Below are 26,193 nucleotides of genomic sequence, written 5' to 3' on the forward strand. Positions count from 1 at the left end.
CTTTGCTTTGCGTTCGCGTCGGCCTGAACGCAAAATGCATCAATGCGCGTTGATCGCCGCGATGGCCTGATCCAGCCGCCCCTCGATCTCGGCGCGGCGCAGGAATTGCACGCGCTCGACATTGATCTCGGCCGGGGTGGGGGTTTGCGCAAACAGGCCCATCACCTCGTCGATAAAGTCGCCAAGCGGCAGATAGCCCTCGCGGGTCGCCTGCCCCGGCGTCAGGTCGGTCTGGACCGCTGGCGGGGCCAGTTCGATCACCTCGACCCGCCCGGCCAGCAGCGCGCGCAGGGCCAGCGTATAGGAATGCAGCGCAGCCTTGGTGGCATTATAGGTGGGCGTCGAGAGCAGCGGCACGAAGGCCAGCCCCGAAGTGACATTGACGATGGCCGGATTGACCCGCGTTTTCAGATGGTCGATCAGCGCATCAATCATGCGGATCGGGCCGAGCAGATTGGAGGTGATCATGCCTTCCGCATCGGACAGATCGCGCGCGGCGGTGGCATCCTCGAACCGCATGATGCCCGCATTGTTGATCAGGACGTTGAGCGAGGGATGGGCCGCGATGATCGCCTGCGCGGCGCGGGCAATATCGGCCGGATCGTCAATGTTCAGCGCAAAGCCCGCCATGCCGGGATTGGCCGCGATGATCTCGTCGATCATGGCATGACGCCGCCCGGCGATGATGACCTGATTGCCCTGCGCATGAAAACGCTCGGCCAAGGCGCGCCCGATGCCCGATGTGCCGCCGGTGATGAGGATGGTGTTGCCGCTGGTCTGCATGGAGTGTCTCCTTTGGAGGGTGCGACACTCTATTTACGCCCTTGCTCTCCTGATTGAAGAAGGCACCTGAAATATTTATACTTACCCGATGGAGAGTGACTATCCCCCAACCGACCCGCGCGTCGATGCGCTCGTCAACGAGTTGATCGGCCGGGTGGCCGACAAATGGACGCTGCTGATTCTGGAAGTGCTGGAGGAAGGCGGGGTGATGCGCTTTACGCAAGTGGGCCGCGCCGTGCCGGGGATCAGCCAGAAGATGCTGACGCAGACCCTGCGCGCGATGGAGCGCGACGGGCTGGTGACGCGCACCATCCATCCGGTGATCCCGCCGCGCGTCGATTATGAACTGACGCCGCTCGGCCATAGCCTCAGCGCTGCGTTCTGCGGGGTCTGGCAATGGGCCGAGGCCCATCTGGAGGAGGTGGAAGGCGCGCGAAGCCGGTTCGACGCCGCCAAAGTCTCCGATTAAAGCGCGACCACCTCGCCGCCCTCAAGCCGGTGGGTGGCGCCCAAGGTTGCCGCATCGCAGGCATCGCCCAGCGCCGCCACCGTGCGCCAGCCCACCGCGCGCAGCCGTGCCGCCGCGCCCGTATCATGGCCCAGCGGCAGGAACAGCAGATCGCGCGGCGCCTCCTGCGCGGCAAGGGCCGTAATCAGCGGATCGGGATAGAGCGAAAAGCCCACCGCAGGTTCGGCCGGTTCGCCAAGGATCGAATAGGACCCGCCACGCGCCACCGCGCCGCGCACCCCATCTGCAAAAATCTGGAAACCGAACCAGCTCTGATATTCAAACCCATGCCGCTCGGTCGGGTCCAGCGTCATGCGGACCCCTGCAGGCAGGCGCGCGGCAATCTGGCGCAGCGCGGCGATGCGTTCATCCAGCACATCGCCCAGAGCCAGAGCCTCAAGCCGCGCGATCGCGGCATCGAGCGGCCCGGTGGCGTGGATCAGCGGCAGGTAAGCCGCCCCGCCCTCGGTGACCAGCGCGCCCGCATCCTTGGCGTCCAGCTCGCGGCGGACCGCATCGAGTTGCGCTGGCGTCAACGGCCAGGGACCGGCGGCCAGAGCGTCAACCAGACCCGGCATCGTGAAATCGACCGAAATCCCGGTGGCGCCCGCCGCCTGAAGGGCCTCGATGGCCACCGCCACCACCTCGCCCGCCGCCGCCGTACCAGCGTGGCCGATCAGCTCGGCGCCGATCTGGAGACGTTCGCGCGTGGGGTCGAGGCCATCGCCCTTGATCGCCGTCACCTGCCCGGCATAGGCCAGACGCAGCGGGCGCGGGGCGTCCTTCAGGCGCGTGACCGCAATGCGCCCCACCTGCGGCGTGATATCGCTGCGCAGCGCCATCATCCGCAGGGACGAAGGATCAATGAAACGCACCATGCGCCGAGTCTCGATGCCCGCCATGCGGCTGGCCAGCGAACGCTCGAACTCCACCCCCGGCGGCTGAACCCGGTCATAGCCATGGCTGTCCAGCACATCCATGATCGCGCGCGTGATGCGCGTCGCGGCTGCCGTATCCTGCGGCAGTCGGTCTTCCAGGCCCTCGGGCAGCAAATCGCGGGTTTCGGTGTCCATCATGGGGCGGGCTTTAGCGGGGGTTTGGCGTTTTAGGAAGGCAGAATAGATGCGAGGGACTCGTCCGGCGCGCTCCCATGACTGTCTGCGTTGCGGGTCGGGTTCGGCGTTGAGTGTCGGACGCGCCGTTGGAATTTTTAAAGCCTGCGGCGCATTTTGCGCTACTCCGCCGCGCCGCAGGCCTTCAAACCACGGGCCTCAAGCTCACCCTCGAACCATAGCGCAACCCCAAAAATGGGATTGCAAAGGGCCCCCGCCCTTTGCCCGCCGGAGGCAAATTCCCAAAGAAAAAGGCGGAGCCTCCGAAGAGACCCCGCCCTAATCCTTCAAACCCTAACGTTCAGATCAGAACGCCAGCGCCTTGGCGCGCTTCACGCCGGGCAGCTTGCCAGCGGCTTCGAGCACCTCACCGGCGACCGGGCTGTCGACCGAGAGCAGCAGGACCGCCTCGCCGCCGGCTTCACGGCGGCCAAGGTTGAACGTGCCGATGTTGATCGAGTTTTCACCCAGCAGCGTACCGATGCGGCCGATGAAGCCGGGGGCGTCTTCGTTGACGATATACATCATGTCGCCGGTCAGTTCGGCTTCGACCTTGATGCCGAACAGTTCGACGAGGCGCGGTTCGGCGTTCGAGAACAGCGTGCCCGCCACCGAGCGTTCGCCCGCTTCGGTCTTGACCGAAACGCGGATCAGCGTGTGGTAGTCACCGGTCTTTTCGGTCTTCACTTCGCGCACTTCAAGGCCGCGTTCCTTGGCGAGGAACGGAGCGTTGACCATGTTCACGGTCGCCGACTGAACGCGCAGGAAGCCGCAGAGAACGGCGGCCACGATGGGCTTGGCGTTAAGTTCGGTCGCCGCGCCTTCGGTGTGGATCGAGATGCGGGCCACGGCCGAGGGGGTGAGCTGACCCACGAGGCTGCCCAGCTTTTCAGCGAGAGCCATGTAGGGGCGCAGCTTGGGAGCTTCTTCAGCCGAGAGCGAAGGCACGTTCAGAGCGTTGGTCACGCCGCCGGTGGTCAGGTATTCGCCAAGCTGTTCAGCAACCTGAAGCGCAACATTGACCTGAGCTTCGGTGGTCGAAGCGCCAAGGTGCGGGGTGCAGATGAAGTTCTTGGTGCCGAACAGCGGCGATTCCTTGGCCGGTTCGGTCTGGAACACGTCAAGAGCGGCGCCCGCCACATGGCCCGAATCCAGAGCATCCTTGAGAGCCGCTTCGTCGATCAGGCCGCCACGGGCGCAGTTGACGATCCGCACGCCCTTCTTGGTCTTGGCCAGATTTTCGCGGCTCAGGATGTTCTTGGTTTCCGCCGTCAGCGGCGTGTGCAGCGTGATGAAGTCGGCCTTGGCCAGCAGCGTGTCGAGGTCGGCCTTTTCCACGCCCATTTCCACGGCGCGCTCGGGCGTCAGGAACGGATCGTAGGCCACAACCTTCATGCGCAGACCCAGCGCGCGCGAAGCAACGATCGAGCCGATGTTGCCCGCGCCGATCAGGCCGAGCGTCTTGCCGGTGACTTCCACGCCCATGAAGCCGTTCTTCGGCCACAGGCCCTTCTGGGTCTGCTCGTTGGCTTCGGGGATCTGGCGGGCCAGAGCGAACATCATAGCGATCGCGTGTTCAGCCGTGGTGATCGAGTTGCCGAAAGGCGTGTTCATCACGACAACGCCCTTGGCGCTGGCATAGGGGATGTCCACGTTATCGACGCCGATACCGGCGCGGCCGATGACCTTCAGATTGGTGGCGGCGTCCAGCACTTCCTTGGTCACGCGGGTGCTCGAACGGATGGCCAGACCATCATAATCGCCGATGCGGGCGATCAACTGTTCGGGGGTTTCACCGGTGATGACATCCACGTCGCAGCCCATTTCGGCAAAAATGCGGGCGGCGTTGGGGTCCATCTTGTCCGAAATAAGGACGCGGGGCTTACGGGTCTCGGTCATGGGAATCGTATCCTCATGTGAATGGGGGGAAATGGCGGGGACGACTTGAGCGCGCCCCCGCAAAAAACAGCTTGGCTTAGCCAGCCTTGACAGTGGCGTAGGCGTAGTCCAGCCAGGGGCCGAGGTCTTCGATATCCTCGACATTGACCGTGGCGCCGCACCAGATGCGCAGACCCGCAGGCGCATCGCGATAGCCCGCGATGTCATAGGCCGCGTCCGCCTTTTCCAGCACAGCGGCGAACTTCTTGATGAAGTCAGCATCCGCGCCTTCAACGCTCAGGCAAACCGAGGTCTTCGAACGGGTCGCTTCGTCAGCGGCCAGATGCGAGAGCCACGAACGCTCTTCAACGATCTTGTTCAGCGCGGCGGCATTGGCGTCGCTGCGCGCCTGAAGGCCCTTCAGACCGCCCAGATCCTTGGCCCATTCCAGCGCGAAAATCGCGTCTTCCACGGCCAGCATCGAGGGGGTGTTGATGGTTTCGCCCTTGAACACGCCCTCGGCCAGCTTGCCCTTGGAAACAAGGCGGAACACCTTGGGCAGCGGCCAAGCGGGGGTGTAGGTTTCGAGGCGTTCAACCGCGCGGGGGCCGAGGATCAGCACGCCATGGCCGCCTTCGCCGCCCAGAACCTTCTGCCACGAGAAAGTGGCAACGTCGATCTTCGACCAGTCGATGTCATAGGCAAACACCGCGCTGGTGGCGTCGGCAAAGCTCAGACCCTCGCGGTCGGCGGGGATGAAATCGGCGTTGGGAACGCGCGCGCCGCTGGTGGTGCCGTTCCAGGTGAACAGCACGTCATTGGTCCAGTCGATCGTGTTCAGATCGGGGATCTGGCCATAATCGGCGCGGATGATCGTGGGGTCCAGCTTGAGCTGCTTGGCAACGTCGGTGACCCAACCCTCACCGAACGATTCCCATGCAAGCGTGGTGACGGGCTTGGCGCCCAGCATGGTCCACATCGCCATTTCGAAAGCGCCCGTGTCCGAACCGGGCACGATGCCGATGCGGTGCGTTTCAGGGAGCTGGAGAATTTCGCGCATCAGATCGATGCAATAGGCCAGGCGCGTCTTGCCGATCTTCGCGCGGTGCGAACGGCCCAGCGACTCGGTCGCGAGCTTGGAAAGATCGTAGACTGGCGGCTTGGCGCAGGGCCCCGACGAGAAAAAGGGGCGAGCCGGCTTCTTAGCCGGAACTTGGATAGTCATGTAGTCTCTCCTTACAGAGAGCACGCGCGGCGTTGGGACCGCGTGGCCCGCCGGCCGCTCTAGAGATCGGCGCGAAACAGTCAAGCAGACTTTTTTGCAACAGATGCGAAAATTTTCCACCCGCGACGAAGAATTTCGCGCCAATCCGGTAAAAATGCGGCATTTTCCGGCGCGAACGAACGATGCTTCAACCCGATGATAAACCTCGTTTTAACCACGCGATACTACCTATATGTCGCCGCCTCAGGGTTCATCACGCGATATGGAACACACGCCCCGCCCATCACTGCTGCTCAGCCTCGTCCTCAGCATGGCGCTGGGCGCGTGCAGCGGAGCCATCCCCGACACCCCCCATCGCGCCCGCCCGCAGGCCACCATCGCCTATCAGCCCATCCGCCCGGACGAGGGGCAATGCCTGTCCGATCTTGGCGCCAAAGCCGCCGGTTTCACGCCCCTGCCCGACCAGTATTACGGCGCGGGATGCGCCACTTTCAACGCGGTGCGTCTGGCCAGCCTGTCGGGCGACAGCCAGTCCTTCAACATTTCCAATCTCGGCCCTGTCACCTGCCCGCTGGCCAACACCTTTGCCGGATGGGCGCGATTTGGGGTGGACCGCGCCGCCCGCGCGATTCTGGGCAGCCCGCTGGTGCGGATCGAAACCATGGGCAGCTACAGCTGTCGCAACGTGGCGGGCACCGACAAGCGCAGCGCGCATGCCACCGGCAATGCCATCGATGTGGCCGCCTTTGTGCTGGCCGATGGGCGACGGATCACCGTGCTGAACGGATGGAATTCGCCCGATCCGGCCGAGCGCGAATTTCTGCGCACCATTCATCAATCGGCCTGTCGCCGCTTTGGCACCACATTAGGGCCTGATTTCAACGCGGCCCATCGCAATCATTTGCATGTGGATCTGATGAACAATGGCGTCTGTCATTGAACGGGACAGGCGTTAGCCATCGTCCAGCTTGGCAATAGGGTGCCTACACTAATCTGAACCGCTGTTCGCGAGGGTTTGGGCCATATTTCGTCAATCCATCGCCATGAGCCGCTGGGCCAGCGTCTGGCTGGGCCACGAATTCGGCGCGACGCGCCTGCGTCTGGCCGGCGCGGAGTTAAGCGCTGCGCTCAAATCCGCCGGAGCATGCCGTAAATAAACGGGCCGGAAAAAGGGGATCAGCCCTGCGCGATATGGAACGGATAGTCGGGCAGCCCCTCAAGCGCCGCCTTCAGACTGTCGCTCCAACTGGCCGAGATGACGCGATACCACGAATCATTGGCCTCGATCCGGCGCTCATACTTGATGCCCAGATCATCGCGCCCGATCACCACCAGATCGAGCGGCATGCCCACCGACAGATTGGCCTTGAGCGTAGAATCAAAGCTGACCATCAGCAATTTGACCGCATCCTCGAACGCCATCTTGCGGTCATAACCGCGCAGGATGATCGGGCGGCCGTATTTCGTCTCGCCGATCTGGAAAAAGGGCGTGTCGAGCGTCGCCTCGATGAAATTGCCTTCCGGATAGATCATGAACAGGCGCGGCTCCTGCCCCTCGATCTGTCCGGCCAGAATCAGCGTTGCGCCAAATTGCCCGGCCGCCTGCGGGCCGACATCGGCATCGCGCTCGGCAATCGTCTCGCGCAGTGTCTTGCCCACGATGCCCGCCATCTGAAACATGGTGGCGGCCTCCAGCACGCAATTGTGCCGCTCGCTGGGCAGTTTGAAGCGTTCCTCGATCTTGGAGACAACCGCCTGAGTCGTCGCCAGATTCCCGCTGGTCATCAGCGCCACGACCCGTTCGCCCGGCACTTCCCAATGAAAGAGCTTGCGAAAGGTCGAGATGTTGTCGACGCCCGAATTGGTGCGGGTGTCGCTCATCAACACCAGCCCGGCATCCAGCATCATGCCAACACAATAGGTCACTTTCTTCCCCTCTTGCGCCGGACACAGCGCGAAATGCAGCGCAAAACCCGCGCGAATCCGTAATGTCGCGGTTGCACAAAATTGGACCTCCCCGTCAAGGGAAGATGGCCTTGATGGCCGACCCTATGGCAAAATGCCAAGCATCCCGTCACCGCTGCCCTGCGTAGGCTCCTATAGGCCCAATGCGCGCGACAGGCTTACTGTTCCACCACCTGCTGCTGGGCCACCTGCACCGCCACGGACAGCACCGCCGCGCCCCCGCCCTGCGCCATGCTGGTGACGGGCGCGGCATCGCGGTAATCCGCGCCCACGGCCAGGCGCACATAGGTGTCATCCGGGCAGGTGTCATTGGCCGCATCAAAGCCCACCCAGCCCAGCCCCGGCACATGCACCTCGGCCCAGCCATGGCCCGCGTCCTGATCCACCCGCCCCTCGATCACCAGATAGCCCGAGACATAGCGCGCAGGCAGGCCCATCAGACGCGCGGCCGCCATGAACACCTGCGCATGGTCCTGACACACGCCCTTGCCCGCGGCCAGAGCGGCCTCGGCCGTGGTGGCAGCGCCCGTGTGGCCCGCCTCATAGACCACCGCCTTGTTCACCGCCGCCATCAGATCATGCAGCACGGCAATCGTATTGCTGCCATCATCGCTGAATTTCGCCGCCAGAGCGCGGATCTTCGGCCCCGGTTTTGTCAATTCGGTGGGATTGGACAGCCGCCAGAGCGGCATAAAGCCGGTATGCGCGCCCACCACGCCCGCCTTGTCATAGGTCTCGATCATCCCCTGCCCGGTGATGGTGATCTCGCCATTGCCCGTGCCCAGCGAGATCAGCGAGACGAGGTTGCGGTTGTGATCCTCATAGGAACATTCGATCGCCCCGCCCTCGACAGACAATTGCCAGCCCAGCACCTTTTGCATCGCGCAATCGCGCGGCGTCAGGCGCAGGCGTTGCACCCCATGCCAGACCGGCTGGTCAAAGCGGTAATGGGTCTGGTGCTGGATCGAGATGCGCATGGGCGGGCTCCGGGCCTATTCGGTGAAACGGTAATCGGCGGCGATGGCATCGGCCACCAGCCGGTTGGTGGCGAGGAATTCGGTGATGAATTCATGCAGACCATGTTCGAAAATATCGGTGATCGTGGTCTTGCTCAATTTGTCGCAGGCCTCTTTCTGCATGCGGTAGGCCGCCGTTTCCTGATGATAATCGCGGCACAGCCATTCCATATTGCTGGTCAGTTTACGCAGGCAATAGGCCAGACTGCGCGGGAAGCGGCCATCAAGGATCAGGAACTGGGCAATCCCCTTGGGATCAAGCGCGCCGGCATGGAGCCAGCGAAACGCCCGCTCGCCCGCGACGCTGCGCAGCACCATTTCCCATTGCGCATTGTCCAGCCGCGACCCCACCCACGCGGCCGAGGGCAGCAAGACATGATATTTCACATCCAGAATGCGCGCCGTATTGTCGGCCCGCTCAAGATGGGTGCCGATGCGGGCAAAATTGAAAATGTCATTGCGCAGCATCGTGCCTTCCATCGCGCCGCGCACGCTGGTGGCCTGTCGGCGGATGACATCCAGCACATGGCCCAGATCCGCTTCCTTGACCGGCTTGGCCAGCAGCGACTGAAGCTGCATCCAGCTCTCATTGGTCACTTCCCAGACCTCGCGGGTGATGGCGGTGCGCACCATGCGCGCATTCGTGCGCGCGGCCTCCATCATCGAGAGCACGCTGCCCGAATTGCCCGCCCCGCGCAGCAGCCAGTTGGTGATCGCCGGGCCGGACATATCGCCGGTATAGAACTCATCCATCCCCAGCGTGACCAGCACGCTGCGCCATTCGTCGCTGGCCACCGTATTGCCGCGCGTCAACGCCATGCGAAAGCCCGCGTCCAGCAGGCGCGCGGTATTCTCGGCGCGCTCCAAATAGCGCGCCATCCAGAAAATGCCCCAGGCGGAACGTCCCAACATATCCTATCCCTTATTCCGCCAGAACCCAGCTGTCCTTGGTGCCCCCGCCCTGCGAGGAATTGACCACCAGCGAGCCTTTTTTAAGCGCCACGCGGGTCAGCCCGCCCGGCGTGATGTTGATGCCATGGGGCGAAACCAGCACGAAGGGCCGCAGATCGACATGGCGCGGGGCCAGCCCCGCCTTGGTAAAGATCGGCACGGTGGAGAGCGAAAGCGTGGGCTGGGCGATGTAATTGTCCGGGTTGGCGCGCAGCTTCTTTTCAAAGGCGGCGATTTCTCCCTTGCTGCTGGTCGGCCCGATCAGCATGCCATAACCGCCGCTGCCATGCACCTCCTTCACCACCAGTTCGGGCAGGTGATCGAGCACATAGGCCAGCGCGTCGGCCTCGCTGCACCGCCATGTCGGCACATTCTTCAGGATCGGCTTTTCGCCGGTATAAAACTCGACGATTTCGGGCATGAAGGAATAGATCGCCTTGTCGTCGGCTATGCCGGTGCCGGGCGCATTGGCGATGGTGATGCCCCCGCTGCGATAGACATCCATGATGCCCGCCACGCCCAGCATCGAATCGGGATTATAGGTCAGCGGATCGAGGAAATTATCGTCCACCCGGCGATAGAGCACATCGATCGCCCGCCACCCGCGCGTTGTCCGCATACAGACGCGGCCATCGACCACCCGCAGATCGCCCGCCTCGACCAGTTCGGCGCCCATCTGATCGGCAAGGAAGGCGTGTTCGTAATAGGCCGAATTATAGATGCCCGGCGTCAGCACCGCCAGCACCGGCCGGTCGCTCCCTTGCGCGGCGGGCGGCGCGCAGGTGGCCAGCGACCGGGCCAGCGCGCGCGGATACTCCGACACCGGCTGCACCGCGACCTTGGTGAACAGGTCGGGGAACATCGCCATCATCGTCTCGCGGTTCTCCAGCATATAGGAGACGCCCGAGGGCGTGCGCGCATTATCCTCCAGCACCATGAAATCATCGGGGCCGGTGCGCACAAGGTCGATGCCCACGATATGGGTGTAAACCCCGCCCGGTGGCGTAAAGCCCACCATTTCGGGCAGAAAGGCCTCGTTCTGGGCCAACAGGCGTTCGGGCAGCTTGCCCGCCTTCACAATCTCGCGCTTGTGATAAAGATCGTGGAGGAAGGCGTTGAGCGCGCGCACGCGCTGGTCAATCCCGCGCGAGAGTTTCTTCCATTCATCCGCGGTGATGATGCGCGGGATCATGTCAAACGGGATCAGGCGCTCCTGCCCGGCATCCTCGCCATAGACGTTGAAGGTGATGCCGGTGCGGCGAAACACATCCTCGGCATTCTTGCCCTGCTTTTCCAGCCATTTGGGACTTTGCGCTTCGTACCACTCGCGATAGCCGGCATAGGCGGGACGCACATTCCCCTCGGCATCGAGCATCTCGTCATAAGACGAGATCGTGGTGGATGGCATAGAACACCCCTTGAATACTGTCCGGCTCGAACATCCACGGCCGGTTATCGGGGATCAAGCTGCAACAAACTTCTGCCATTGCCAAGCGCCTTGCTGCGTATGCGAAAGAAAAAATAGCGGTGTATAGACAAGCGCCGATTTGCCTTTAAAGTCCGCCGCGCCGCGTCCTTGTTCGCCTCTTGCGCCCCCGCGCCCTTGCAGAACGCATCGCGAACGCCCATAGATGGACCATGGCTGAACTCATCATCCGCCGGGGCCTTTCCGAACCCGATACCGATGGCACCTTTGTCCCCCATCGCCCCTCTCGCCCGCCCAAGGCCGAGGGCAGCCCTCCCTTGCGCATCGTCAGCGATTATACGCCCAGCGGCGACCAGCCCACGGCGATTGCCGAACTGGTTCAGGGCATCGAGAGCGGGGATAAAACGCAGGTTTTGCTGGGTGTTACCGGATCGGGCAAGACCTTCACCATGGCACAGGTCATTCAGGCGACCCAGCGCCCCGCGCTGATCCTGGCACCCAACAAGATCCTTGCCGCGCAATTGTATGGCGAGATGAAGAGCTTCTTCCCCGACAATGCGGTGGAATATTTCGTCTCCTATTACGATTACTATCAGCCCGAAGCCTATGTCGCGCGTTCGGACACCTATATCGAAAAGGAATCCAGCGTTAACGAGGCCATCGACCGGATGCGCCACTCGGCCACGCGCGCCTTGCTGGAACGCGAGGATGTGATCATCGTCGCCTCGGTGTCCTGCCTCTACGGCATCGGCTCGGTGGAAACCTATGCGGCGATGATCTTTGACCTGACGGTCGGAGAATCGCAGGATCAGGGCGAGATCATCCGCAAACTGGTTGCGATGCAATATAAGCGCAACGAGGTGGCCTTTGCCCGCGGCACGTTCCGCGTGCGCGGCGACAATCTCGAAATCTTCCCCAGCCACTATGAGGACATCGCCTGGCGCATCAGCTTTTTCGGCGATGAGGTCGAGGCGATCAGCGAATTTGATCCCCTGACCGGCAAGGCCGGGGCCAAGCTGGACAAGATCCGCGTTTACGCCAACAGCCACCACGTCACCCCCGGCCCGACGATGAAACAGGCGATGGAGGCGATCCGCTTCGAACTGCAGGTGCGGCTGGAGGAGCTGAACGCGGAAGGCAAATTGCTGGAGGCGCAAAGGCTGGAGCAGCGCACCAATTTCGACCTTGAGATGATCGCGGCAACGGGCAGTTGCGCAGGCATCGAGAATTACTCGCGCTTCCTTTCAGGCCGCCTGCCGGGTGAACCGCCGCCGACATTGTTCGAATATCTGCCCGACAATGCCCTGCTGTTCGTCGATGAAAGTCACCAGACCGTGCCCCAGATCAGCGCGATGGCGCGCGGCGACCATCGGCGCAAGATCACGCTGGCCGAATATGGTTTCCGCCTGCCGTCGTGCATCGACAACCGCCCGCTGCGCTTCAACGAATGGGATGCCATGCGCCCGCAGACGGTGGCGGTTTCGGCCACGCCCGGATCATGGGAGATGGAGGAATCAGGCGGCGCCTTTGCCGAACAGGTGATCCGCCCCACCGGCCTCATCGATCCTCCGGTCGAAATCCGCCCGGTCGAGGATCAGGTGCAGGATTGCATCGAGGAATGCCGCAAGACCGCCGCCAATGGCTATCGCACGCTTGTCACCACGCTGACCAAGCGCATGGCCGAGGACCTGACCGAATTCATGCATGAGGCAGGGGTACGGGTCCGCTACATGCACTCGGACGTGGAAACGCTCGAGCGTATCGAGCTGATCCGCGACCTGCGCCTTGGGGTGTACGATGTCCTGATCGGCATCAACCTGCTGCGCGAAGGGCTGGATATTCCCGAATGCGGGCTGGTGTGCATCCTCGACGCGGACAAGGAAGGTTTCCTGCGCTCGGAAACCTCGCTGGTCCAGACCATCGGGCGTGCGGCGCGCAATGTCGATGGCCGCGTGATCCTCTATGCCGACCGCATGACCGGATCGATGGAGCGCGCCATCGCCGAAACCGACCGCCGCCGCGCCAAACAACAGGCCTATAACGAGGCCCACGGCATCACGCCCCAAACCATCAAGCGCAACATCCACGATATCGTCGCCGACACCGCCTCGCGCGATGGGGTGCTGGTCGATATCGAGGACGATGGCGTCAACAACCTCGTCGGCCACAATCTGCGCGCCTATATCGAAGACCTCGAAAAGCGGATGCGCGCCGCCGCCGCCGATCTCGAATTCGAGGAAGCAGGCCGGTTGCGCGATGAAATCCGGCGTTTGGAGGCGACTGAGCTTGGTCTGCCCGAGGGTGAGCGTAAGGCGCCGGTCGTCGGGCGAAGCAATGAGGGCAAGCCGGGGACGCGCAAGACGCGCTATGGCAAGGTGCAGAAGAAGTGGGGTCGTTGACAATTTGCATCTGAATGCTAGTTACATCTGGACGACCTTGGAAGCGCTGCCACCGAATCATCGGACCGCCCTCATCCCGGTGTCGTGATGTTAAAATCACGATCATTGAGGCAACGCTATGTCCCCTGAATCTATAGTTGCGCTTGTTTTTGGTGCTATCACGTCTACTCTGATGGCGATTGCACTGGGCATTCAGATTTCAAAAAAGTGAAATTGAAATGCGAGGGACTCGTCCCTCGCGCTCCCATTACTGTCCACGTTGCGCCCGGAGTTCAACCTTGCGGGCGATGCCAAAATTAAAAGCCTGCGGCGCCGATCAGCGCAACGCCGCCGCGCCGCAGGCTATAAAAACCAGCCCAACCTGCGAACCCAGCACCACCCCATTACCGGGATTGTTAAGGGCCCCCGCCCTTAACCCGCCGGAGGCATCAAACCCGAAAAATCACAATTTCCCGAACTTCGCCTCATACCCGGCAATATCGCCACTGGCCAAAAACTGCGCCTGCGCCACCCATTGATCCCGCGTGGCGCGCCCGGCGAAGGTGCCCAACTGGGCATCAATCGCTGCGATATCAGCCTCGCTCCACCCCGCGATCTGGGCAAAGCTGACCACGCCCAGTTCGGCAAGGCGCGCCTTGAGCTTGGGCCCCAGCCCCTTGATGCGGGTCAGATCGTCGGTCTGGGTGGCGGCTTCCTGCGCGGCCACGGCTTCGGCCAGTTCGCCGAAAGCGTCCGGCTCGACCTCGGCCTCGACCTTGACCGCCACATCGGCCACCGGCTCCACCGGCCGCAGCGACACTTTCGAGGCGGCGCTGGGCGCATTGATCAGCGCGGAATTGCGCTGGGCGGGTCCGACGCCCTCGTCCATCGCATCGGGCGCGCGGTGCCTTTCGCGCGTCGCCTTGCCCCGGCGCAGCAGCAGGCCCGCCAGCAGCGCCAGCAGAACCAGCGCGCCGACAATGGCCAGAGGATAGGACTGAAACAACTCAACCATCAAAACGCCTCACACCATCAAACCATTACGCGACCTGTTCGCCCTTTTGGCGGCGAAACAGCAAGCGGTCCGCCGGGCCGAAGCCCAGCCGCCAGATGACCAGACAATAAAGCCCCAGAATCGCGGGAATGCCCAGAGCAATCTGCGCCCATTCCGGCAAAAACCGCACCACCGCCCAGCCCAGCGCGCCCGCCGCCACCGCCGCCACAAACAGCGACCAGCGCAGCGTCTCGACCTTATAACCCAGATGCCATTGCAGCAGCCGCGACTTGACCAGACTGGCGATGGAGAGCGTGACCATCAGCGCGCCCGCCGCCGAGGCCGCCTGATCCATCTCGTCAAAGTAGAATCCGCCCGAAATCAGCATGCCCGCCAGCGTGAAGATGGCCTGCAGCCCGATCGTGGCCAGCGAGAGCCACAGGTTGCGCAAGGGCGCGATATAGATCAGCGCCGCCTCGCTGACCACTGCAGGCGCCGCGCAGACCTCGGCGCCCAGCAAAAACGCCAGTGCCAGCATCCCGCCGGTGAATTGCGGCCCGACCAGACCCAGCACCCCGTCGCCCGGAATGCCCAGCGCCAGCGCGATGCCCGCCTGCGCCGCCGTGATCCAGAAGCCCACCTGACACACCTGCCTGGCAATCGCCTCCAGATTGCCTTCCTTCAGATTGCGGGTGATGACCGGGCCAAGGATCGGCTCGAAACTGGTTTTCAGCTTTTGCGGCAGGCTGGCCACCTGCTGGGCCACATAATAGACGCCGACCGAGGTGGGCGTGGCAAACATGCCAAGGATGGCAATGTCGATGCGCCGCGTGCCCCATTCCACCGCATCGGCCACGGCCAGCGGCATGGTGTTGAGCGCAAGCCGCCCGATCCGCAGCGGATGCGGCGTCCAATCGCGCGGCATGCCATAGGAACGCAGCAGCGGCAGCGCCGCCGACAGCATCGCGGCCGACACCGAAACCACATAGGACAGCGTCAGCCCGCTGGCGCCCAGATGGGTCCACCAGCCATGCGTGCCACCCCATTTGCCCGCCGCCCAGAACACGCCCGCCGCAATCGACAAGGTCCATGGCTCGATCACCGAACGCGCGCGCACGGTCGCGCCCACGTCAAAGCGATAGGCCAGCGCGGCCAGCGCGATATCGGTCAAGGCCGTCGGCGCAATGGCCAGCACCAGCCAGCGGTCCCATGCGGAAAACTCGCCCGAGGGGAACATCGGCCATGGGAAAAGGTAGAGGCCCACCGTCACCGGCAAAGCGATCAGCACGGTCAGCACCACGCCATCGGCAATCACATGGGCCGCATCGCGATCATCATCGGACAATCTCTGCGCGATCCCGCGCTTTTGCCCCAGCGTGCAGAGCTGCGAGGCCAGTTCGATCACCACCAGCGCCGAAGCAAACCGCCCCAGCGCATCGGCACCATACAGCCGCCCGGCGATGAACAGAAACGGAAGGCGCGCGGCCAGACGCAGCAGGAAACCAAAGAAATTGGTCCGCCCGCCCTTGGCCAGCGTGTTGAGATCGCGATTGACCACTTCGTCCAGCGCGGCGCCGGACGCGGATGCGGCATCCGGGGCGGCCGCATCGGTCAGGGGAAGGGCAACAGGTTGACTCAAGCAAAACTCCCGTGCGCCGGGGTATCATCCCCCGGCTCGGATGGGTCCGCCAGCTCGGCCTTCAACGGCCTTGCCAACAGATCCGACACCACTGCCCCTGCCGGCGCTTTCCCCGTAAGCAACCGGCAGACGGCATCAACAATCGGCATGGCGATCCCGGCCCGATGGGCCAGATCCGCCAGAACCGGAGCAGTGTGCGCGCCCTCCGCAACACTGGATTTCCCCGACAATGCCTGTGCAGCGCTCTGCCCTTGGCCCAGCGCCTTGCCAAGCGAATAATTGCGGCTGGCCGTGCTGGCGCAGGTCAGGATGAGATCGCCCAGCCCGCACAGGCCCGAAAGCGTTTCGGCCCGCGCCCCGCGCGCCACCCCGAAACGCAGCATCTCGGCATAGCCGCGCGCGATCAGCGCCGCGCGCGCATTCTCGCCCAGCCCCAGACCTTCGACCACACCGCAAGCAATCGCCAACACGTTTTTCACCGCCCCGCCAATTTCTGCCCCCACCACATCGGGCGAGTAATACGGGCGGAAAGCTGCACGGGCGATGACTGGCGAAAGGCGCCGCCATTGTTCCTCGCCGCCCGAACAGGCCAGCGTGATCGCGGTGGGCAATCCCATCGCCACTTCGCGCGCAAAGGTGGGGCCGGAGAGGACGGCGATCTGCGCCGAAGGCTGCACCGCAGCGGCCACATCGGCCATCAGCCGCCCCGTGCCCGCCTCGATCCCCTTGGAGCACAGCACCAGATCGCGCGGGGCATCAGGCAGACCCGCCAGCACGCCGCCCATGAACTGCGCCGGGCAAACCACCAGAATCGTCGAGAGATCGGCCAGTTCGGCCATATCGCAGGTGGCGCGCACCGACGCGGCAATGGTCACGCCGGGCAGATAGGTCGCATTGGTCCGGCGCGTGTTGATTTCATCGACCAGCGCCGCCTCGCGCGCCCACAGGACCACTGGCGTGCCATCGCCGGCCACCATTTGCGCCAAAGCGGTGCCCCAGGCGCCTGCGCCAATCACGCCGACGCTGATGTTCCGGGCGGCACTCACGCCTTGACCCCTGCCCCGCGCGCCGGTGCGGCATCGGGGTCCAGCGGCCAGCGCGGCCTTGCGGCAAAATCGAGCGGATCGGTAAGCCCCAACGCGAATCGCTCCACGCCCGCCCATGCGATCATCGCGGCATTATCGGTGCAAAGTTTGAGCGGTGGCGCCACAAAGCGCAGACCCGCCCCCGCCGCCAGCCCTTCGAGCGCGGCGCGCACCGCCTTGTTGGCCGCCACGCCCCCCGCCACGACCAGCGCAGTCACATCGCCCGCCGCCGCCATCGCGCGCTTTGTGCGGTCCACCACGCAGTCCAAAGCGGCCTGCTGAAAACTGGCGGCCAGATCGGCCTTGGAATATTGGCCCGTTTCATAGGCGCGCAAAACCGCGCTTTTCAGGCCCGCAAAGGAGAAATGCGGTTCGGCCCCGCCCAGCAGAGGACGCGGCAAGGGAACACCGCGCGGATTGCCCTCCAGCGCCAGCCTTTCCACCGCCGGCCCGCCCGGATAACCCAGCCCCAAAACCTTGGCGGTCTTGTCAAACGCCTCGCCCAACGCATCGTCGATGGTGGTGGCAAGGCGGGTGTAATCGCCCACGCCATTGACGCGCAGCAATTGGCAATGCCCCCCGCTGACCAGCAGCAGCAGATAGGGATAGGCCAGCTCGCTATCTGCCAGACGCGGCGAAAGCGCGTGGCCTTCCAAATGGTTGATCGCCAGCAGCGGCTTGTCGGCCGCCATCGCCAGCGCCTTGGCCGTGACCAGCCCGACCATCACTCCGCCGATCAGCCCCGGCCCCGCCGTGGCCGCAATCGCATCGACATCGTCCAACCCCAGCCCGGCGTCGGCCAGCGTCGCCTCGACCATCGGGGCCAGCCTTTCGGCATGGGCGCGCGCGGCGATTTCGGGCACCACGCCGCCATAGGGGCGATGCTCTTCGTCCTGACTGGCGATGCGCTGGGCCAGAATCACCCGGCCATCGGTGACCAGCGCCACCGCGGTTTCATCGCAGGATGATTCGATACCCAGAATAATCTTCAAGGGCTTGGCCACCCGTCCTCATGCGTCTGCGCCTCGGCGCAACCTGAACCTTGCGTGCGTGTCGTACTTTATCACAACACGCGCCCGCGCACCCTGACATTGCGCGTTCTGCGCTTCCCCTTAGCGAGATTGCAGTTTAGCACAACCCACCATGCCTGAATCGCCCAAAACCCAAATCCGCATTTTGCGCCTTGGCACCCGTGCCTCCCCCCTCGCCATGGCCCAGGCCCATGAGACCCGCGCCCGGCTTTGCGCCGCCCATGGCTGGGACGAAAGCCTTGTGGACATCGTGCCCGTCACCGCCAGCGGCGACAAGGTGCTCGACCGCCCCTTGGCCGATATTGGCGGAAAAGCCTTGTGGACCAAGGAGCTGGACCTGTGGCTGCATGAGGGCGTGATTGATTTTGCGGTGCACAGCCTGAAAGATGTGGAAACGATCCGCCCCGACTGGCTGACCATCGCGGCGATTCTCCCGCGTGAGGATGTGCGCGATTGCCTGGTGGGCGCATCCAGCATCGCGGCCCTGCCCCATGGCGCGCGGCTGGGCACCAGCGCGCCGCGCCGCGCGGCGCAGGCGCTGAATTTGCGGCCTGATCTCAAAATCGTGCCCTTTCGCGGCAATGTCGCCACGCGCCTTGGCAAACTGGCGGCCGGGGAAGCCGATGCCACCTTGCTGGCCATGGCGGGCCTCAACCGGCTGGATCAAAGCGCGGCGGGCACGCCGCTGGAGGCTGACGAATGGCTGCCCGCGCCGGGTCAGGGCGCCATCGCCGTCGAGTGCCGCAGCGATGATGCCGCCACGCGCGCCTTGCTGGCCGCCATTGACGATGCCGACAGCCGTACCGCCGTGCTGGCCGAACGCGCGCTGTTGGCGGGTCTGGGCGGCACCTGCCATTCGGCCATTGCCGTGCGCACCGTTCAGCAATCCGGCAGCTGGCATCTGCTAGCCAGCCTGTTCAGCCCCGATGGCGCGGACCGGATCGACGGGCGCACCGCTTTTACCCCGCTCGATCATGGCCCGATTGTCGCTCTGGCCGCCGATCTTCTGTCACGGGCGCCTGATACGATTGCCATGCATTTTTCCGGAGCCGTTACGCCCTCATGAATCCTCCCATCGTGATCCTGCGCCCCGAACCGGGCGCCAGCGCATCGTTGCAGGCAGCGATGGCGTTGGGGCTGGATGCTTATGCCTTTCCCCTGTTCACCACGATGCCGCGCGCATGGGATGCGCCCGCGCCCGATGCCTTCGACGCGCTGCTGCTGGGCAGCGCGAATGCGCTGCGCCATGGGGGCGAAGGTCTGGACGCCTATGCGGGCAAACCGGCCTATTGCGTGGGCGATGTGACCACGCAGGCGGCCTTGTCGCGCGGACTGGCCGTGGCGGCACAGGGTGTCGGCGGGCTTCAGGATGTGCTGGACAAGGTTTCGGGCCATGCCCGCCTGCTGCGCCTGTCGGGCGAGGAGCGGGTGGCGCTATGCCCTCCCCCCGGCGTGACGGTTGAGGAGCGGGTGGTCTATGCCAGCCTGCCCGCGCCCATGCCGGTGGAACTGGCGCGGCTGATGGGGGTGGCGGCGCTGCCCTGCATCATCGTGATGCTGCATTCGGGCGCGGCCGCGCGCCATTTCATCGCCGAATGCGCCCGGCTGGGCCTGTCGCGGGGGCGGATCACGGCGATCACCATCGGGCCGCGCGTCACCCAAATCTGCGACGAAGCGGGGGGGTGGCGCGATGTGTTGACCGCAGCACAGCCCAGCGATGCCGCCATGCTGGCATTGGCGCGGCAAACGTGCCAGACTGACACGGGTTTAGATGGGGGTCTGGCCGGACAATGAATGAGGAATATCCCAATCAGCCGCGCGCCGAAAAACGGGCAGGCTGCGCCGGGCGGGCGGTCGCTTTTGCGCTGGTTTTTGTGCTGGGCGCGGGGGTGACGGGCTTTGCCGGGTGGCAAATGGGGTGGATGCATCATGGCATCATGCCGATGATGGTCACCAATGCGCCCAACATCAGCCCCGCTGGCGAGGCGCAGATGAATGCGCGCATCGCCGCGCTCGACCAAAAGCTGCGCTCGATTGAAACGCAGGCCTCGCTGGCCGGCGGTCAGGCCGGGCGCGCCGAAGCGCTGCTGGTTTCCATCGCCACGCGCCGCGCGATCGAGCGAGGCACGCCGCTGGGCTATCTGGAGGGGCAATTGCGCATCCGCTTTGGCGAGGCGCTGCCGCAGGTGGTCAATGGCGTGATCGCCTTTGGCCGCGCGCCCATCACGCAGGACCGGCTTTCGGCGCAGCTTGACGTGCTGGCCCCGCAATTGACCGGGCCGGAGGAAAAGCAAAGCACGTGGGCCAAGGTCCAGCGCGACCTGTCGGGCCTGTTCGTGCTGCACAGCGAGACGCGCCCCGCCGCACCCGATCCCAGGATGCGGCTCGACCATGCGCGCCTGTGTCTGCGCGAGGGGCGGATCGAGGATGCGATTGCGGATGTACGCCTGTTGCCCGGCGCCAAGGCAGCGCAGGGCTGGATTGCGGACGCCCAGCGCTATGCCGCGGCCATGCATGCGCTTGATGCGCTCGACACTTCGGCGCTGCTCGAACCCAAGGGGCTGCGCGATGGTCAAGGGCGGCTGATCGAACAGGCCAGCCCGCTGGCCGGGCCTGCGCAGATTTCCGGGGCGCAGGCATCAGGGGCACAGGCTTCCGAGGGTCAGGCGGCGGCAACGCCCTCCCCTGCGCCTTCCTCTCCCAAGCCTTAACGCAGCAGATTGGGCAGTTGGCCCGAAAGGCCGCGCGCCTCGTTCATGAAGAAGGTTTTCAGGCTTGGCATCCGCTGCACCGCGCCCATGCCAAGCCGCCGAACCGCGCTGGCCGTCCGCCCCGGCACGCCGAACAGGCGCACGATGCCGTCCATCACGCTCATCGTCGTGAAATTGTCCAGCGCGCGCCAGTTTTCATAACGCTTCAACACCTGCGCATCGCCCGGCTCCAGCCCAAGGCGCATGCTTTCGGCCAGCACCTCGACCAAGGCCCCCACATCGCGCAGGCCAAGGTTGAGCCCTTGCCCCGCAATCGGGTGCATCCCATGCGCCGCATCGCCCACCAGCGCCAGACGGTCGCCCACGATGCGCGTGGCGTTCTGATAGGTCAGCGGATAAGCCATGCGCCGCGCGATCAGCTCGATCCCGCCGAACATGCCCTGCATCCGCTTATCGATCTCGGCGATGAAGGTGGCGTCCGACATCGCCTTGACCCCAGCGGCATCCTTGGACGGTACGGTCCAGACCAGCGCGCTGCGATGGACGCGGCCCGAAGCGGTCGGTTCCTTCAGGTCGAGCAGCGGGAGGAGCGCAAAAGGCCCCGCCGAGTAAAAGATTTCCCAGGCCACATTGTCATGCGGCCGATCATGGGCCAGCGCGGTGACGATCGCGGTATGGTGATAGTCCCACGCGACAAGGCCGATGCCGTCCTCTTCGCGGGTCGGGCTGCGGCGCCCCTCGGCGCCCACCAACAGATTGCCCGGCAGGACGCGGCCGTCCGACAGCGTGGCCGACACGCCATGCGGCCCGCGCTCGCGCTTTACCACATCGGCCTTGGTATGCCATGCGATGTTGGGCTCATGGCGCGCGGCCTCGAACAGGGCGAGGCGGATATCGCGATTGGAATACATCCGGCCCAGCGTGCCTTCATTGGCCTTGGGGCGGAAATCGATGCGGCCCGGCTTGTGCTGATCGGTCACGGCAATCGCGTCGATCGGGCAGCCGAGCGGGGCCAGCACATCGCCAAGGCCGATATTGGCAAACAGGTTCCAACTGGCCGCGCTGATCGCCGAGGCGCGCCCATCGACGCCCTCGGCGGTCAGATCGGCGGGGTCCTCCCGCTCGACCACATGCGACGTAATACCCTGTTTCGCCGCGGCCAGCGCCAGCGTCATGCCGACAAGGCCGCCCCCCAGAATAACCAGATCTTTGGACGGCAAAAGGCTCCCAGAGTCGAGAGCGGAGTCGGGATGGCTGTTCATGCCATCCCGCTACGCCTGTTATGCCTCAGCGGCAAGTGTCCGCAGGGCCACCGTCAACATCAAGGCAACGCCCGTCAAAGGTTCCTTCGGGCACTTTCAGCCCAATCAGCGCGGCGAGCGTGGGGGCGATGTCCACCGTTTCGACCGGCTGGGGCTGTTCCATGCCCTTCATGCCCTTGCGCCAGAAAATCATCGGCACGCGCCGGTCATAGTCCCAGACACTGCCATGGGTGGTGACATAGCCCGGCCCGGCCTTGGGCATGGCGATGATCGCGCGCTTCAGGGCCGCATAGACCTGACCCGAACGGGTGGGGTCAAACGAGGCGCGGGCGCGCTGGATCAGGCTCCAGTCCTGCGGATGACCATGGGGATAGGGGGTGGCGGCGATCTCATCGGCGGTATAGACGGCCTCGACCTGCGGATGAGCCTTCAATTTGGCCACCAGCTTCTCGCTGACCTTGGCGCGTTCTTCGGGCGTCAATTGCGGGCTGATCCAGTAATCGCCGCCCACGCCGTCCGAGCAGACCACATTGCCCGCCACATCCGGCCCCGGATTGCACGAAGGCAGGGGCTTGGTGATGCCCAGCTCTGCGGCAATCGCGCGGCCCAGCACCTCGCCGCTCAGCGCAGCATCGCCGCGCGCGGCCTCGGGCACGCCCTGTTCGCGCAGGCGTTCGGGCAGGTCGATGCCGCCATGGTCGGCCGACAGCACCACCGCATAATCCACACCCGATGCGTCCAGCTTGGCAAAGAAAGCACCCAGCTTCTGGTCCAGTTCATGCTGCTGGATGCACATTTCAAGGCCCTCGGTGCCATAGGCATGGCCGACATAGTCATTGGCCGACAGGCTGACCGAGAGAATGTCGGGCGCGGTCCCCTTGCCCAGCTTCATCGAGGTGAGGAGCGAGGCGGCCAGATCGAGCGTGGCGGCATCCGCGCGCGGGGAAACGCGCAACTGGTCGGCAGGCTTCACCTTGCCCTTGGGGTCCAGCACAAAGCGGCCCGTGCCCACCGTGACCGCCCCGGCGTTGATCGCCCGGTCGCGCGCGGCGCACCATGCCGGGACCGCCATCGCGGGCGCGCCCTTGGCCAGCAAGGCCTTGAGCCCATCGTTGAGCTTGAGCACTTCGGGCGGCAGAGGCGCGCCGACAAAGCTGGTATAGGCCCCGCGATCATACCAGAAGGCCGCGTCAATCTGATGTCCGCCCATCATCACCACGGCGCGATCCTTGGTGGAAACGGCCACATTGCGGCTGGCGGGCCATTGCTTCTTGGCCCATTCACCAAGCGTCGGCACCTTGAGATGCACCGAGGAAACGAAGGGTCTGGCGGTCGAGCTTTCGGGCTTGCTCTCATCCTCGATGCAGTAAACCTTCTTTTCCGCGCGCCCGGCCGACAGGTCGATCCAGGTGTTGGCGATGATCCCGGTGCGCGCCGGATGCACGCCGGTCATCAGCGTCGAGTGGCCGGGGCAGGTCTCGGTGGCCGCGTGGCTCTGGAAACCGGCGGGGAACACCGCGCCTTTCAGCAGGCGGGCAAGGCCGCCGGTGTAATGCTCGCGATATTCGGCAAACAGGTCGGCGCTGAACTGGTCCACCGAAATGGCGACGATCAGCTTGGGCGCGGGCAAAGCTGCATCAGCGGCGGCAGGCGCGGCGGCGGGGGTCTCCTTGGCAATGGCAGGGGCGGCAGCCAGCGAGAGCGCCAACGCGGCAAGACACGACTTATAAGAAATGGCAATGGATCGGGCCACGGGGCTTTCCTTGCAAAATGTTTCGATCGGCGGCAGGGGTAGGTGATGGCGCGTGGGCAGGATTTTCGCAAGTGCGAGAACCACCTTTGCCACAAGCCTGTCTGCCCCCCGACGGAGATGACGATTGATGACCGCCCCCGCCTTGCATCGCCATGTTGCGCCTTTATGGCAAGGCATCCTGTTATGCTTGGCGGTTTTGGGATTTTGCGCGCCATTGCGGGCGGCCGATGCGCCGCCCAATGCGCAGACGGCGAACCATATTGCCGCGCAATTGATCGCCGAACATGGCGTCGCGCCGGGCGGCACGGTGACGCTGGCGGTGCATTTCACGCCGGAAAAATCCTATCACGGCTATTGGCAGAACCCCGGCGATGCGGGGCTGGGCACGGTTTTGACATGGACCGGGCCGGGCAAGGCGGGCGCGCCCTCCTATCCGGTGCCCGAAACTTTGCTGATTTCCGGGCTGATGAACCATGTCTATCAATCCGATTACGCGCTGCTGGTGCCCTATACGGTGCCTGCCGATGCCAAACCGGGCAGCGAAATCCCCTTGAAGCTCAAGGCCGACTGGCTGGCCTGCACCGACACGATGTGCGTGCCCGAATCGGGCGAGATGAGTACGGTGGTGAAGATCACGCAGGCGGGCGGCGAGGGGCCTTCCGATCCGCGCTTTGATGCATGGCGCGCGAAATTGCCCGCGCCCTTGGGTGCGGCGGCGCATTGGGCGATTGCGGGCGACACTTTGCGCCTCGCCATCCCCTTCCCCGCCAGCGGCAAGGTGGAAAATCCGCATTTCTTTGCCGCCTCGGAAAACGCCATCGCCTATGCCGCGCCTCAGAGCTTTTCGCGCAAGGGCGACATGCTGATCGTCACGCTGAAACGCGCAGGGCAAGGGGCGTTGAAAGATCTGTCGGGCGTGCTGCGGCTGAACAATGCCGGCAATGGGGTGGAGATTTCCGCAACACAGGGCGCCGTACCCGCCGATGGCGAACCCATAGCCACGGGCGAGAGCAAGGGGCCGGAATTGCCCGCGCTGCCCTGGTTGATCCTGGCCGCGCTGGCGGGTGGGCTGCTGCTCAACATCATGCCCTGTGTGTTTCCGATCCTCTCCTTGAAGGCGCTCTCGCTGGCCCGCGCGGGCGAATCGCAAGCCGAGGCCCGCGCCGAGGGGGTCTTCTATTCCGCTGGCGTGATCGTTGCCTGCTCGCTGCTGGGCGCGCTGCTGCTCTCGCTGCGCGCGGCGGGCCAACAGGTGGGCTGGGCGTTCCAGTTGCAGGAGCCGGGCGTGGTGGCCGCGCTGCTGATGCTGGCGGTGGCGATCACGGCCAATCTGCTGGGCCTGTTTGAATTTACAGTGCCGGGCTTTGCCTCGCATGGCGCAGGGGTGTCCAAAAGCAATTCGGCGCGTTCGGCCTTTGCCACCGGCCTGCTGGCGGCCTTTGTCGCCACGCCCTGCACCGGCCCCTTCATGGCCAGCGCGATGGGCGCGGCGCTGCTGCTGCCGGTTCCGGCGGCGATGCTGCTGTTCGCCTCGCTGGGCCTTGGCATTGCGCTGCCGTTTCTGGCGATTGCCTTTGTGCCCGCGCTGCGCCGCGCGCTCCCGCGTCCCGGCGCGTGGATGAACTGGTTCCGCCGCGCGATGGCGGTGCCGATGGGGCTGACGGCGCTGGGCCTGCTGTGGCTGGCCTCGCGGCTGGGGGGCGCGGGTTTTGCGGGCTTTTGCCTCGTGCTGGCGATTGTCCTGCTGGCGGTGCTGGCCATGCTGGGCGATGGACAGCGCAAGGGGCTGGGCCGGGGCGTCAAGGCGCTGGGCATGATCGCGGTGGGTGCGGCGGCGGCGGCGATCATCATGCCCCGCACCATCCAGCACCCCGGCGATGAAGGCGCCGACCTGCTGGGCGCGCAGGCCTTCAGCGAGGCCGCCCTTGGCGCCGCGTTGGGCAGCGGACAGCCCGCCTTTGTCTATTTCACCGCCGACTGGTGCCTGACCTGCAAGGTCAACGAACGCGTCGCCATCGAGCGCGAGGAAACCCGCGAAGCCTTCGCCAAAGCGGGCGTCAAAGTGTTCAAGGGCGACTGGACCCGCCGCGACCCGGCGATCACGCGCTACCTGACCGCCCATGGCGCGGCCGGGGTTCCGCTCTACGTCTGGTATCCCAAGGGCGCAAAACAGCCCAGCCAGTTGCCCCAGGTCCTCGGCCCCGAAACTCTGGCCGAACTGGCGCGCGGCGAAAAATCATGAAGGCTGGGCAGATTGCCCATCATCTTTTGACAACGATCAAGGCGGGGAGCGGCGGTTTTCGCTAATCAAACCTCAAGACCGGCGGGGTTTCATTTGGAAATCCCCCCAGACTTTAAGGCTTTCTCCCCACCTTGGGCGGTTTCCTTTATGGATGCCGCCCATCTTTTTTATGGGGTTTTGGGGTTTTATGCCTCCGGCGGGCAAAGGGACTTGTCCCTTTGCAATCCCATTACT

General features: G+C 64.5%; 21 protein-coding genes. 7 read left to right on the forward strand and 14 right to left on the reverse strand.

All coding sequences use genetic code 11. The features are described 5' to 3' along the window. Nucleotides 1-39: 39 nt before the first annotated feature. Nucleotides 40-783, reverse strand: a complete 744-nt coding sequence (locus tag PQ457_RS13085) for an SDR family oxidoreductase (protein WP_273617251.1) — start codon at nucleotides 781-783, stop codon at nucleotides 40-42. 88 nt (nucleotides 784-871) lie between these two features. Between PQ457_RS13085 and PQ457_RS13090 the strand changes: the two genes are divergently transcribed. Then, nucleotides 872-1,252 (forward strand): winged helix-turn-helix transcriptional regulator, encoded by a 381-nt coding sequence (locus PQ457_RS13090; RefSeq protein ID WP_273617252.1) that lies wholly within the window; start codon nucleotides 872-874, stop codon nucleotides 1,250-1,252. On the opposite strand, the gene PQ457_RS13095 is transcribed toward PQ457_RS13090, so the two are convergent. The 3 genes from PQ457_RS13095 to PQ457_RS13105 all read right to left on the reverse strand — a co-directional run bounded on the left by PQ457_RS13095 (nucleotide 1,249) and on the right by PQ457_RS13105 (nucleotide 5,506). After that, nucleotides 1,249-2,367 carry an ATP phosphoribosyltransferase regulatory subunit gene (locus tag PQ457_RS13095; protein ID WP_273617253.1) on the reverse strand — a complete coding sequence of 373 codons (1,119 nt, stop codon included), beginning with the start codon at nucleotides 2,365-2,367 and terminating at the stop codon, nucleotides 1,249-1,251. The genes PQ457_RS13090 and PQ457_RS13095 overlap by 4 nt on opposite strands. A 342-nt stretch (nucleotides 2,368-2,709) precedes the next feature. Then, nucleotides 2,710-4,302, reverse strand: coding sequence for a phosphoglycerate dehydrogenase (serA, locus tag PQ457_RS13100; protein WP_273617254.1), 1,593 nt, complete (start codon nucleotides 4,300-4,302; stop codon nucleotides 2,710-2,712). A gap of 76 nt (nucleotides 4,303-4,378) precedes the next feature. Then, nucleotides 4,379-5,506, reverse strand: coding sequence for a phosphoserine transaminase (locus tag PQ457_RS13105; RefSeq protein ID WP_273617255.1), 1,128 nt, complete (start codon nucleotides 5,504-5,506; stop codon nucleotides 4,379-4,381). 262 nt (nucleotides 5,507-5,768) lie between these two features. Here PQ457_RS13105 and PQ457_RS13110 point away from each other — a divergent pair, with 262 nt between their 5' ends. Next, entirely contained in the window at nucleotides 5,769-6,446 is a 678-nt protein-coding gene (locus PQ457_RS13110) for an extensin family protein (protein ID WP_273617256.1), read from the forward strand. A 236-nt stretch (nucleotides 6,447-6,682) separates the two neighbouring features. Here PQ457_RS13110 and PQ457_RS13115 read toward each other — a convergent pair whose 3' ends face one another. From PQ457_RS13115 to PQ457_RS13130, 4 genes are all read right to left on the reverse strand, one after another. Then, entirely contained in the window at nucleotides 6,683-7,432 is a 750-nt protein-coding gene (locus PQ457_RS13115; protein WP_273617257.1) for a proteasome-type protease, read from the reverse strand. 197 nt (nucleotides 7,433-7,629) lie between these two features. Continuing rightward, complete coding sequence (locus PQ457_RS13120; RefSeq protein WP_273617258.1) at nucleotides 7,630-8,448, reverse strand: transglutaminase family protein; 819 nt, start codon at nucleotides 8,446-8,448, stop codon at nucleotides 7,630-7,632. A 15-nt stretch (nucleotides 8,449-8,463) separates the two neighbouring features. Next, nucleotides 8,464-9,399, reverse strand: coding sequence for an alpha-E domain-containing protein (locus PQ457_RS13125; RefSeq protein ID WP_273617259.1), 936 nt, complete (start codon nucleotides 9,397-9,399; stop codon nucleotides 8,464-8,466). Nucleotides 9,400-9,409: 10 nt separating this feature from the next. Beyond that, nucleotides 9,410-10,846, reverse strand: a complete 1,437-nt coding sequence (locus PQ457_RS13130; protein ID WP_273617260.1) for a circularly permuted type 2 ATP-grasp protein — start codon at nucleotides 10,844-10,846, stop codon at nucleotides 9,410-9,412. A gap of 230 nt (nucleotides 10,847-11,076) precedes the next feature. On the opposite strand from PQ457_RS13130, the gene uvrB reads away from it, so the two are divergent. Next, a complete protein-coding gene (gene uvrB, locus PQ457_RS13135; protein ID WP_273617261.1) occupies nucleotides 11,077-13,263 on the forward strand; it encodes an excinuclease ABC subunit UvrB in 2,187 nt (728 codons plus the stop codon). Nucleotides 13,264-13,705: 442 nt separating this feature from the next. Here uvrB and PQ457_RS13140 read toward each other — a convergent pair whose 3' ends face one another. From PQ457_RS13140 to tsaD, 4 genes are all read right to left on the reverse strand, one after another. Then, nucleotides 13,706-14,257 carry a hypothetical protein gene (locus PQ457_RS13140; RefSeq protein WP_273617262.1) on the reverse strand — a complete coding sequence of 184 codons (552 nt, stop codon included), beginning with the start codon at nucleotides 14,255-14,257 and terminating at the stop codon, nucleotides 13,706-13,708. 25 nt (nucleotides 14,258-14,282) lie between these two features. Further along, nucleotides 14,283-15,794 carry a lipopolysaccharide biosynthesis protein gene (locus PQ457_RS13145; RefSeq protein ID WP_273619328.1) on the reverse strand — a complete coding sequence of 504 codons (1,512 nt, stop codon included), beginning with the start codon at nucleotides 15,792-15,794 and terminating at the stop codon, nucleotides 14,283-14,285. 77 nt (nucleotides 15,795-15,871) lie between these two features. Next, on the reverse strand, nucleotides 15,872-16,852 hold the full coding sequence (locus PQ457_RS13150) for an NAD(P)H-dependent glycerol-3-phosphate dehydrogenase (RefSeq protein WP_273619329.1): 981 nt from the start codon (nucleotides 16,850-16,852) through the stop codon (nucleotides 15,872-15,874). A gap of 65 nt (nucleotides 16,853-16,917) precedes the next feature. Next, nucleotides 16,918-17,952, reverse strand: a complete 1,035-nt coding sequence (gene tsaD, locus PQ457_RS13155) for a tRNA (adenosine(37)-N6)-threonylcarbamoyltransferase complex transferase subunit TsaD (protein WP_273619330.1) — start codon at nucleotides 17,950-17,952, stop codon at nucleotides 16,918-16,920. 217 nt (nucleotides 17,953-18,169) lie between these two features. Here tsaD and hemC point away from each other — a divergent pair, with 217 nt between their 5' ends. The 3 genes from hemC to PQ457_RS13170 are packed head-to-tail and all read left to right on the forward strand — an operon-like array spanning nucleotide 18,170 to nucleotide 20,702. Beyond that, a complete protein-coding gene (gene hemC, locus PQ457_RS13160; RefSeq protein WP_273617263.1) occupies nucleotides 18,170-19,057 on the forward strand; it encodes a hydroxymethylbilane synthase in 888 nt (295 codons plus the stop codon). After that, nucleotides 19,054-19,785, forward strand: a complete 732-nt coding sequence (locus PQ457_RS13165; RefSeq protein ID WP_273617264.1) for a uroporphyrinogen-III synthase — start codon at nucleotides 19,054-19,056, stop codon at nucleotides 19,783-19,785. The genes hemC and PQ457_RS13165 overlap by 4 nt, the downstream gene beginning before the upstream one ends. After that, entirely contained in the window at nucleotides 19,782-20,702 is a 921-nt protein-coding gene (locus PQ457_RS13170) for an MICOS complex subunit MIC60 (protein WP_273617265.1), read from the forward strand. The genes PQ457_RS13165 and PQ457_RS13170 overlap by 4 nt, the downstream gene beginning before the upstream one ends. Here PQ457_RS13170 and PQ457_RS13175 read toward each other — a convergent pair. Together PQ457_RS13175 and PQ457_RS13180 are read right to left on the reverse strand one after the other, a co-directional pair. Next, a complete protein-coding gene (locus PQ457_RS13175; protein WP_273617266.1) occupies nucleotides 20,699-21,964 on the reverse strand; it encodes a UbiH/UbiF/VisC/COQ6 family ubiquinone biosynthesis hydroxylase in 1,266 nt (421 codons plus the stop codon). The genes PQ457_RS13170 and PQ457_RS13175 overlap by 4 nt on opposite strands. Nucleotides 21,965-21,989: 25 nt before the next feature. Beyond that, a complete protein-coding gene (locus PQ457_RS13180) occupies nucleotides 21,990-23,717 on the reverse strand; it encodes an alkaline phosphatase family protein (protein WP_273617267.1) in 1,728 nt (575 codons plus the stop codon). A gap of 214 nt (nucleotides 23,718-23,931) precedes the next feature. On the opposite strand from PQ457_RS13180, the gene PQ457_RS13185 reads away from it, so the two are divergent. Then, a complete protein-coding gene (locus tag PQ457_RS13185) occupies nucleotides 23,932-25,959 on the forward strand; it encodes a protein-disulfide reductase DsbD family protein (RefSeq protein WP_273617268.1) in 2,028 nt (675 codons plus the stop codon). The last annotated feature ends 234 nt before the right edge of the window (nucleotides 25,960-26,193 follow it).

Origin of the sequence: Novosphingobium humi, from assembly GCF_028607105.1 — a bacterium.
Classification (GTDB): domain Bacteria; phylum Pseudomonadota; class Alphaproteobacteria; order Sphingomonadales; family Sphingomonadaceae; genus Novosphingobium; species Novosphingobium humi.

What these genes read in the sequence shown, in the direction of transcription:
- PQ457_RS13105 (WP_273617255.1), bottom strand. Translation starts at nt 5,506, where the DNA reads ATGACTATCCAAGTTCCGGCTAAGAAGCCGGCTCGCCCCTTTTTCTCG.
- PQ457_RS13175 (WP_273617266.1), bottom strand. Translation starts at nt 21,964, where the DNA reads ATGAACAGCCATCCCGACTCCGCTCTCGACTCTGGGAGCCTTTTGCCG.
- PQ457_RS13120 (WP_273617258.1), bottom strand. Translation starts at nt 8,448, where the DNA reads ATGCGCATCTCGATCCAGCACCAGACCCATTACCGCTTTGACCAGCCG.
- PQ457_RS13085 (WP_273617251.1), bottom strand. Translation starts at nt 783, where the DNA reads ATGCAGACCAGCGGCAACACCATCCTCATCACCGGCGGCACATCGGGC.
- serA (WP_273617254.1), bottom strand. Translation starts at nt 4,302, where the DNA reads ATGACCGAGACCCGTAAGCCCCGCGTCCTTATTTCGGACAAGATGGAC.
- PQ457_RS13130 (WP_273617260.1), bottom strand. Translation starts at nt 10,846, where the DNA reads ATGCCATCCACCACGATCTCGTCTTATGACGAGATGCTCGATGCCGAG.
- uvrB (WP_273617261.1), top strand. Translation starts at nt 11,077, where the DNA reads ATGGCTGAACTCATCATCCGCCGGGGCCTTTCCGAACCCGATACCGAT.
- PQ457_RS13095 (WP_273617253.1), bottom strand. Translation starts at nt 2,367, where the DNA reads ATGATGGACACCGAAACCCGCGATTTGCTGCCCGAGGGCCTGGAAGAC.
- PQ457_RS13150 (WP_273619329.1), bottom strand. Translation starts at nt 16,852, where the DNA reads ATGGTGGCCGGCGATGGCACGCCAGTGGTCCTGTGGGCGCGCGAGGCG.
- PQ457_RS13165 (WP_273617264.1), top strand. Translation starts at nt 19,054, where the DNA reads ATGAATCCTCCCATCGTGATCCTGCGCCCCGAACCGGGCGCCAGCGCA.
- PQ457_RS13090 (WP_273617252.1), top strand. Translation starts at nt 872, where the DNA reads ATGGAGAGTGACTATCCCCCAACCGACCCGCGCGTCGATGCGCTCGTC.
- PQ457_RS13125 (WP_273617259.1), bottom strand. Translation starts at nt 9,399, where the DNA reads ATGTTGGGACGTTCCGCCTGGGGCATTTTCTGGATGGCGCGCTATTTG.
- hemC (WP_273617263.1), top strand. Translation starts at nt 18,170, where the DNA reads ATGGCCCAGGCCCATGAGACCCGCGCCCGGCTTTGCGCCGCCCATGGC.
- PQ457_RS13170 (WP_273617265.1), top strand. Translation starts at nt 19,782, where the DNA reads ATGAATGAGGAATATCCCAATCAGCCGCGCGCCGAAAAACGGGCAGGC.
- PQ457_RS13140 (WP_273617262.1), bottom strand. Translation starts at nt 14,257, where the DNA reads ATGGTTGAGTTGTTTCAGTCCTATCCTCTGGCCATTGTCGGCGCGCTG.
- PQ457_RS13110 (WP_273617256.1), top strand. Translation starts at nt 5,769, where the DNA reads ATGGAACACACGCCCCGCCCATCACTGCTGCTCAGCCTCGTCCTCAGC.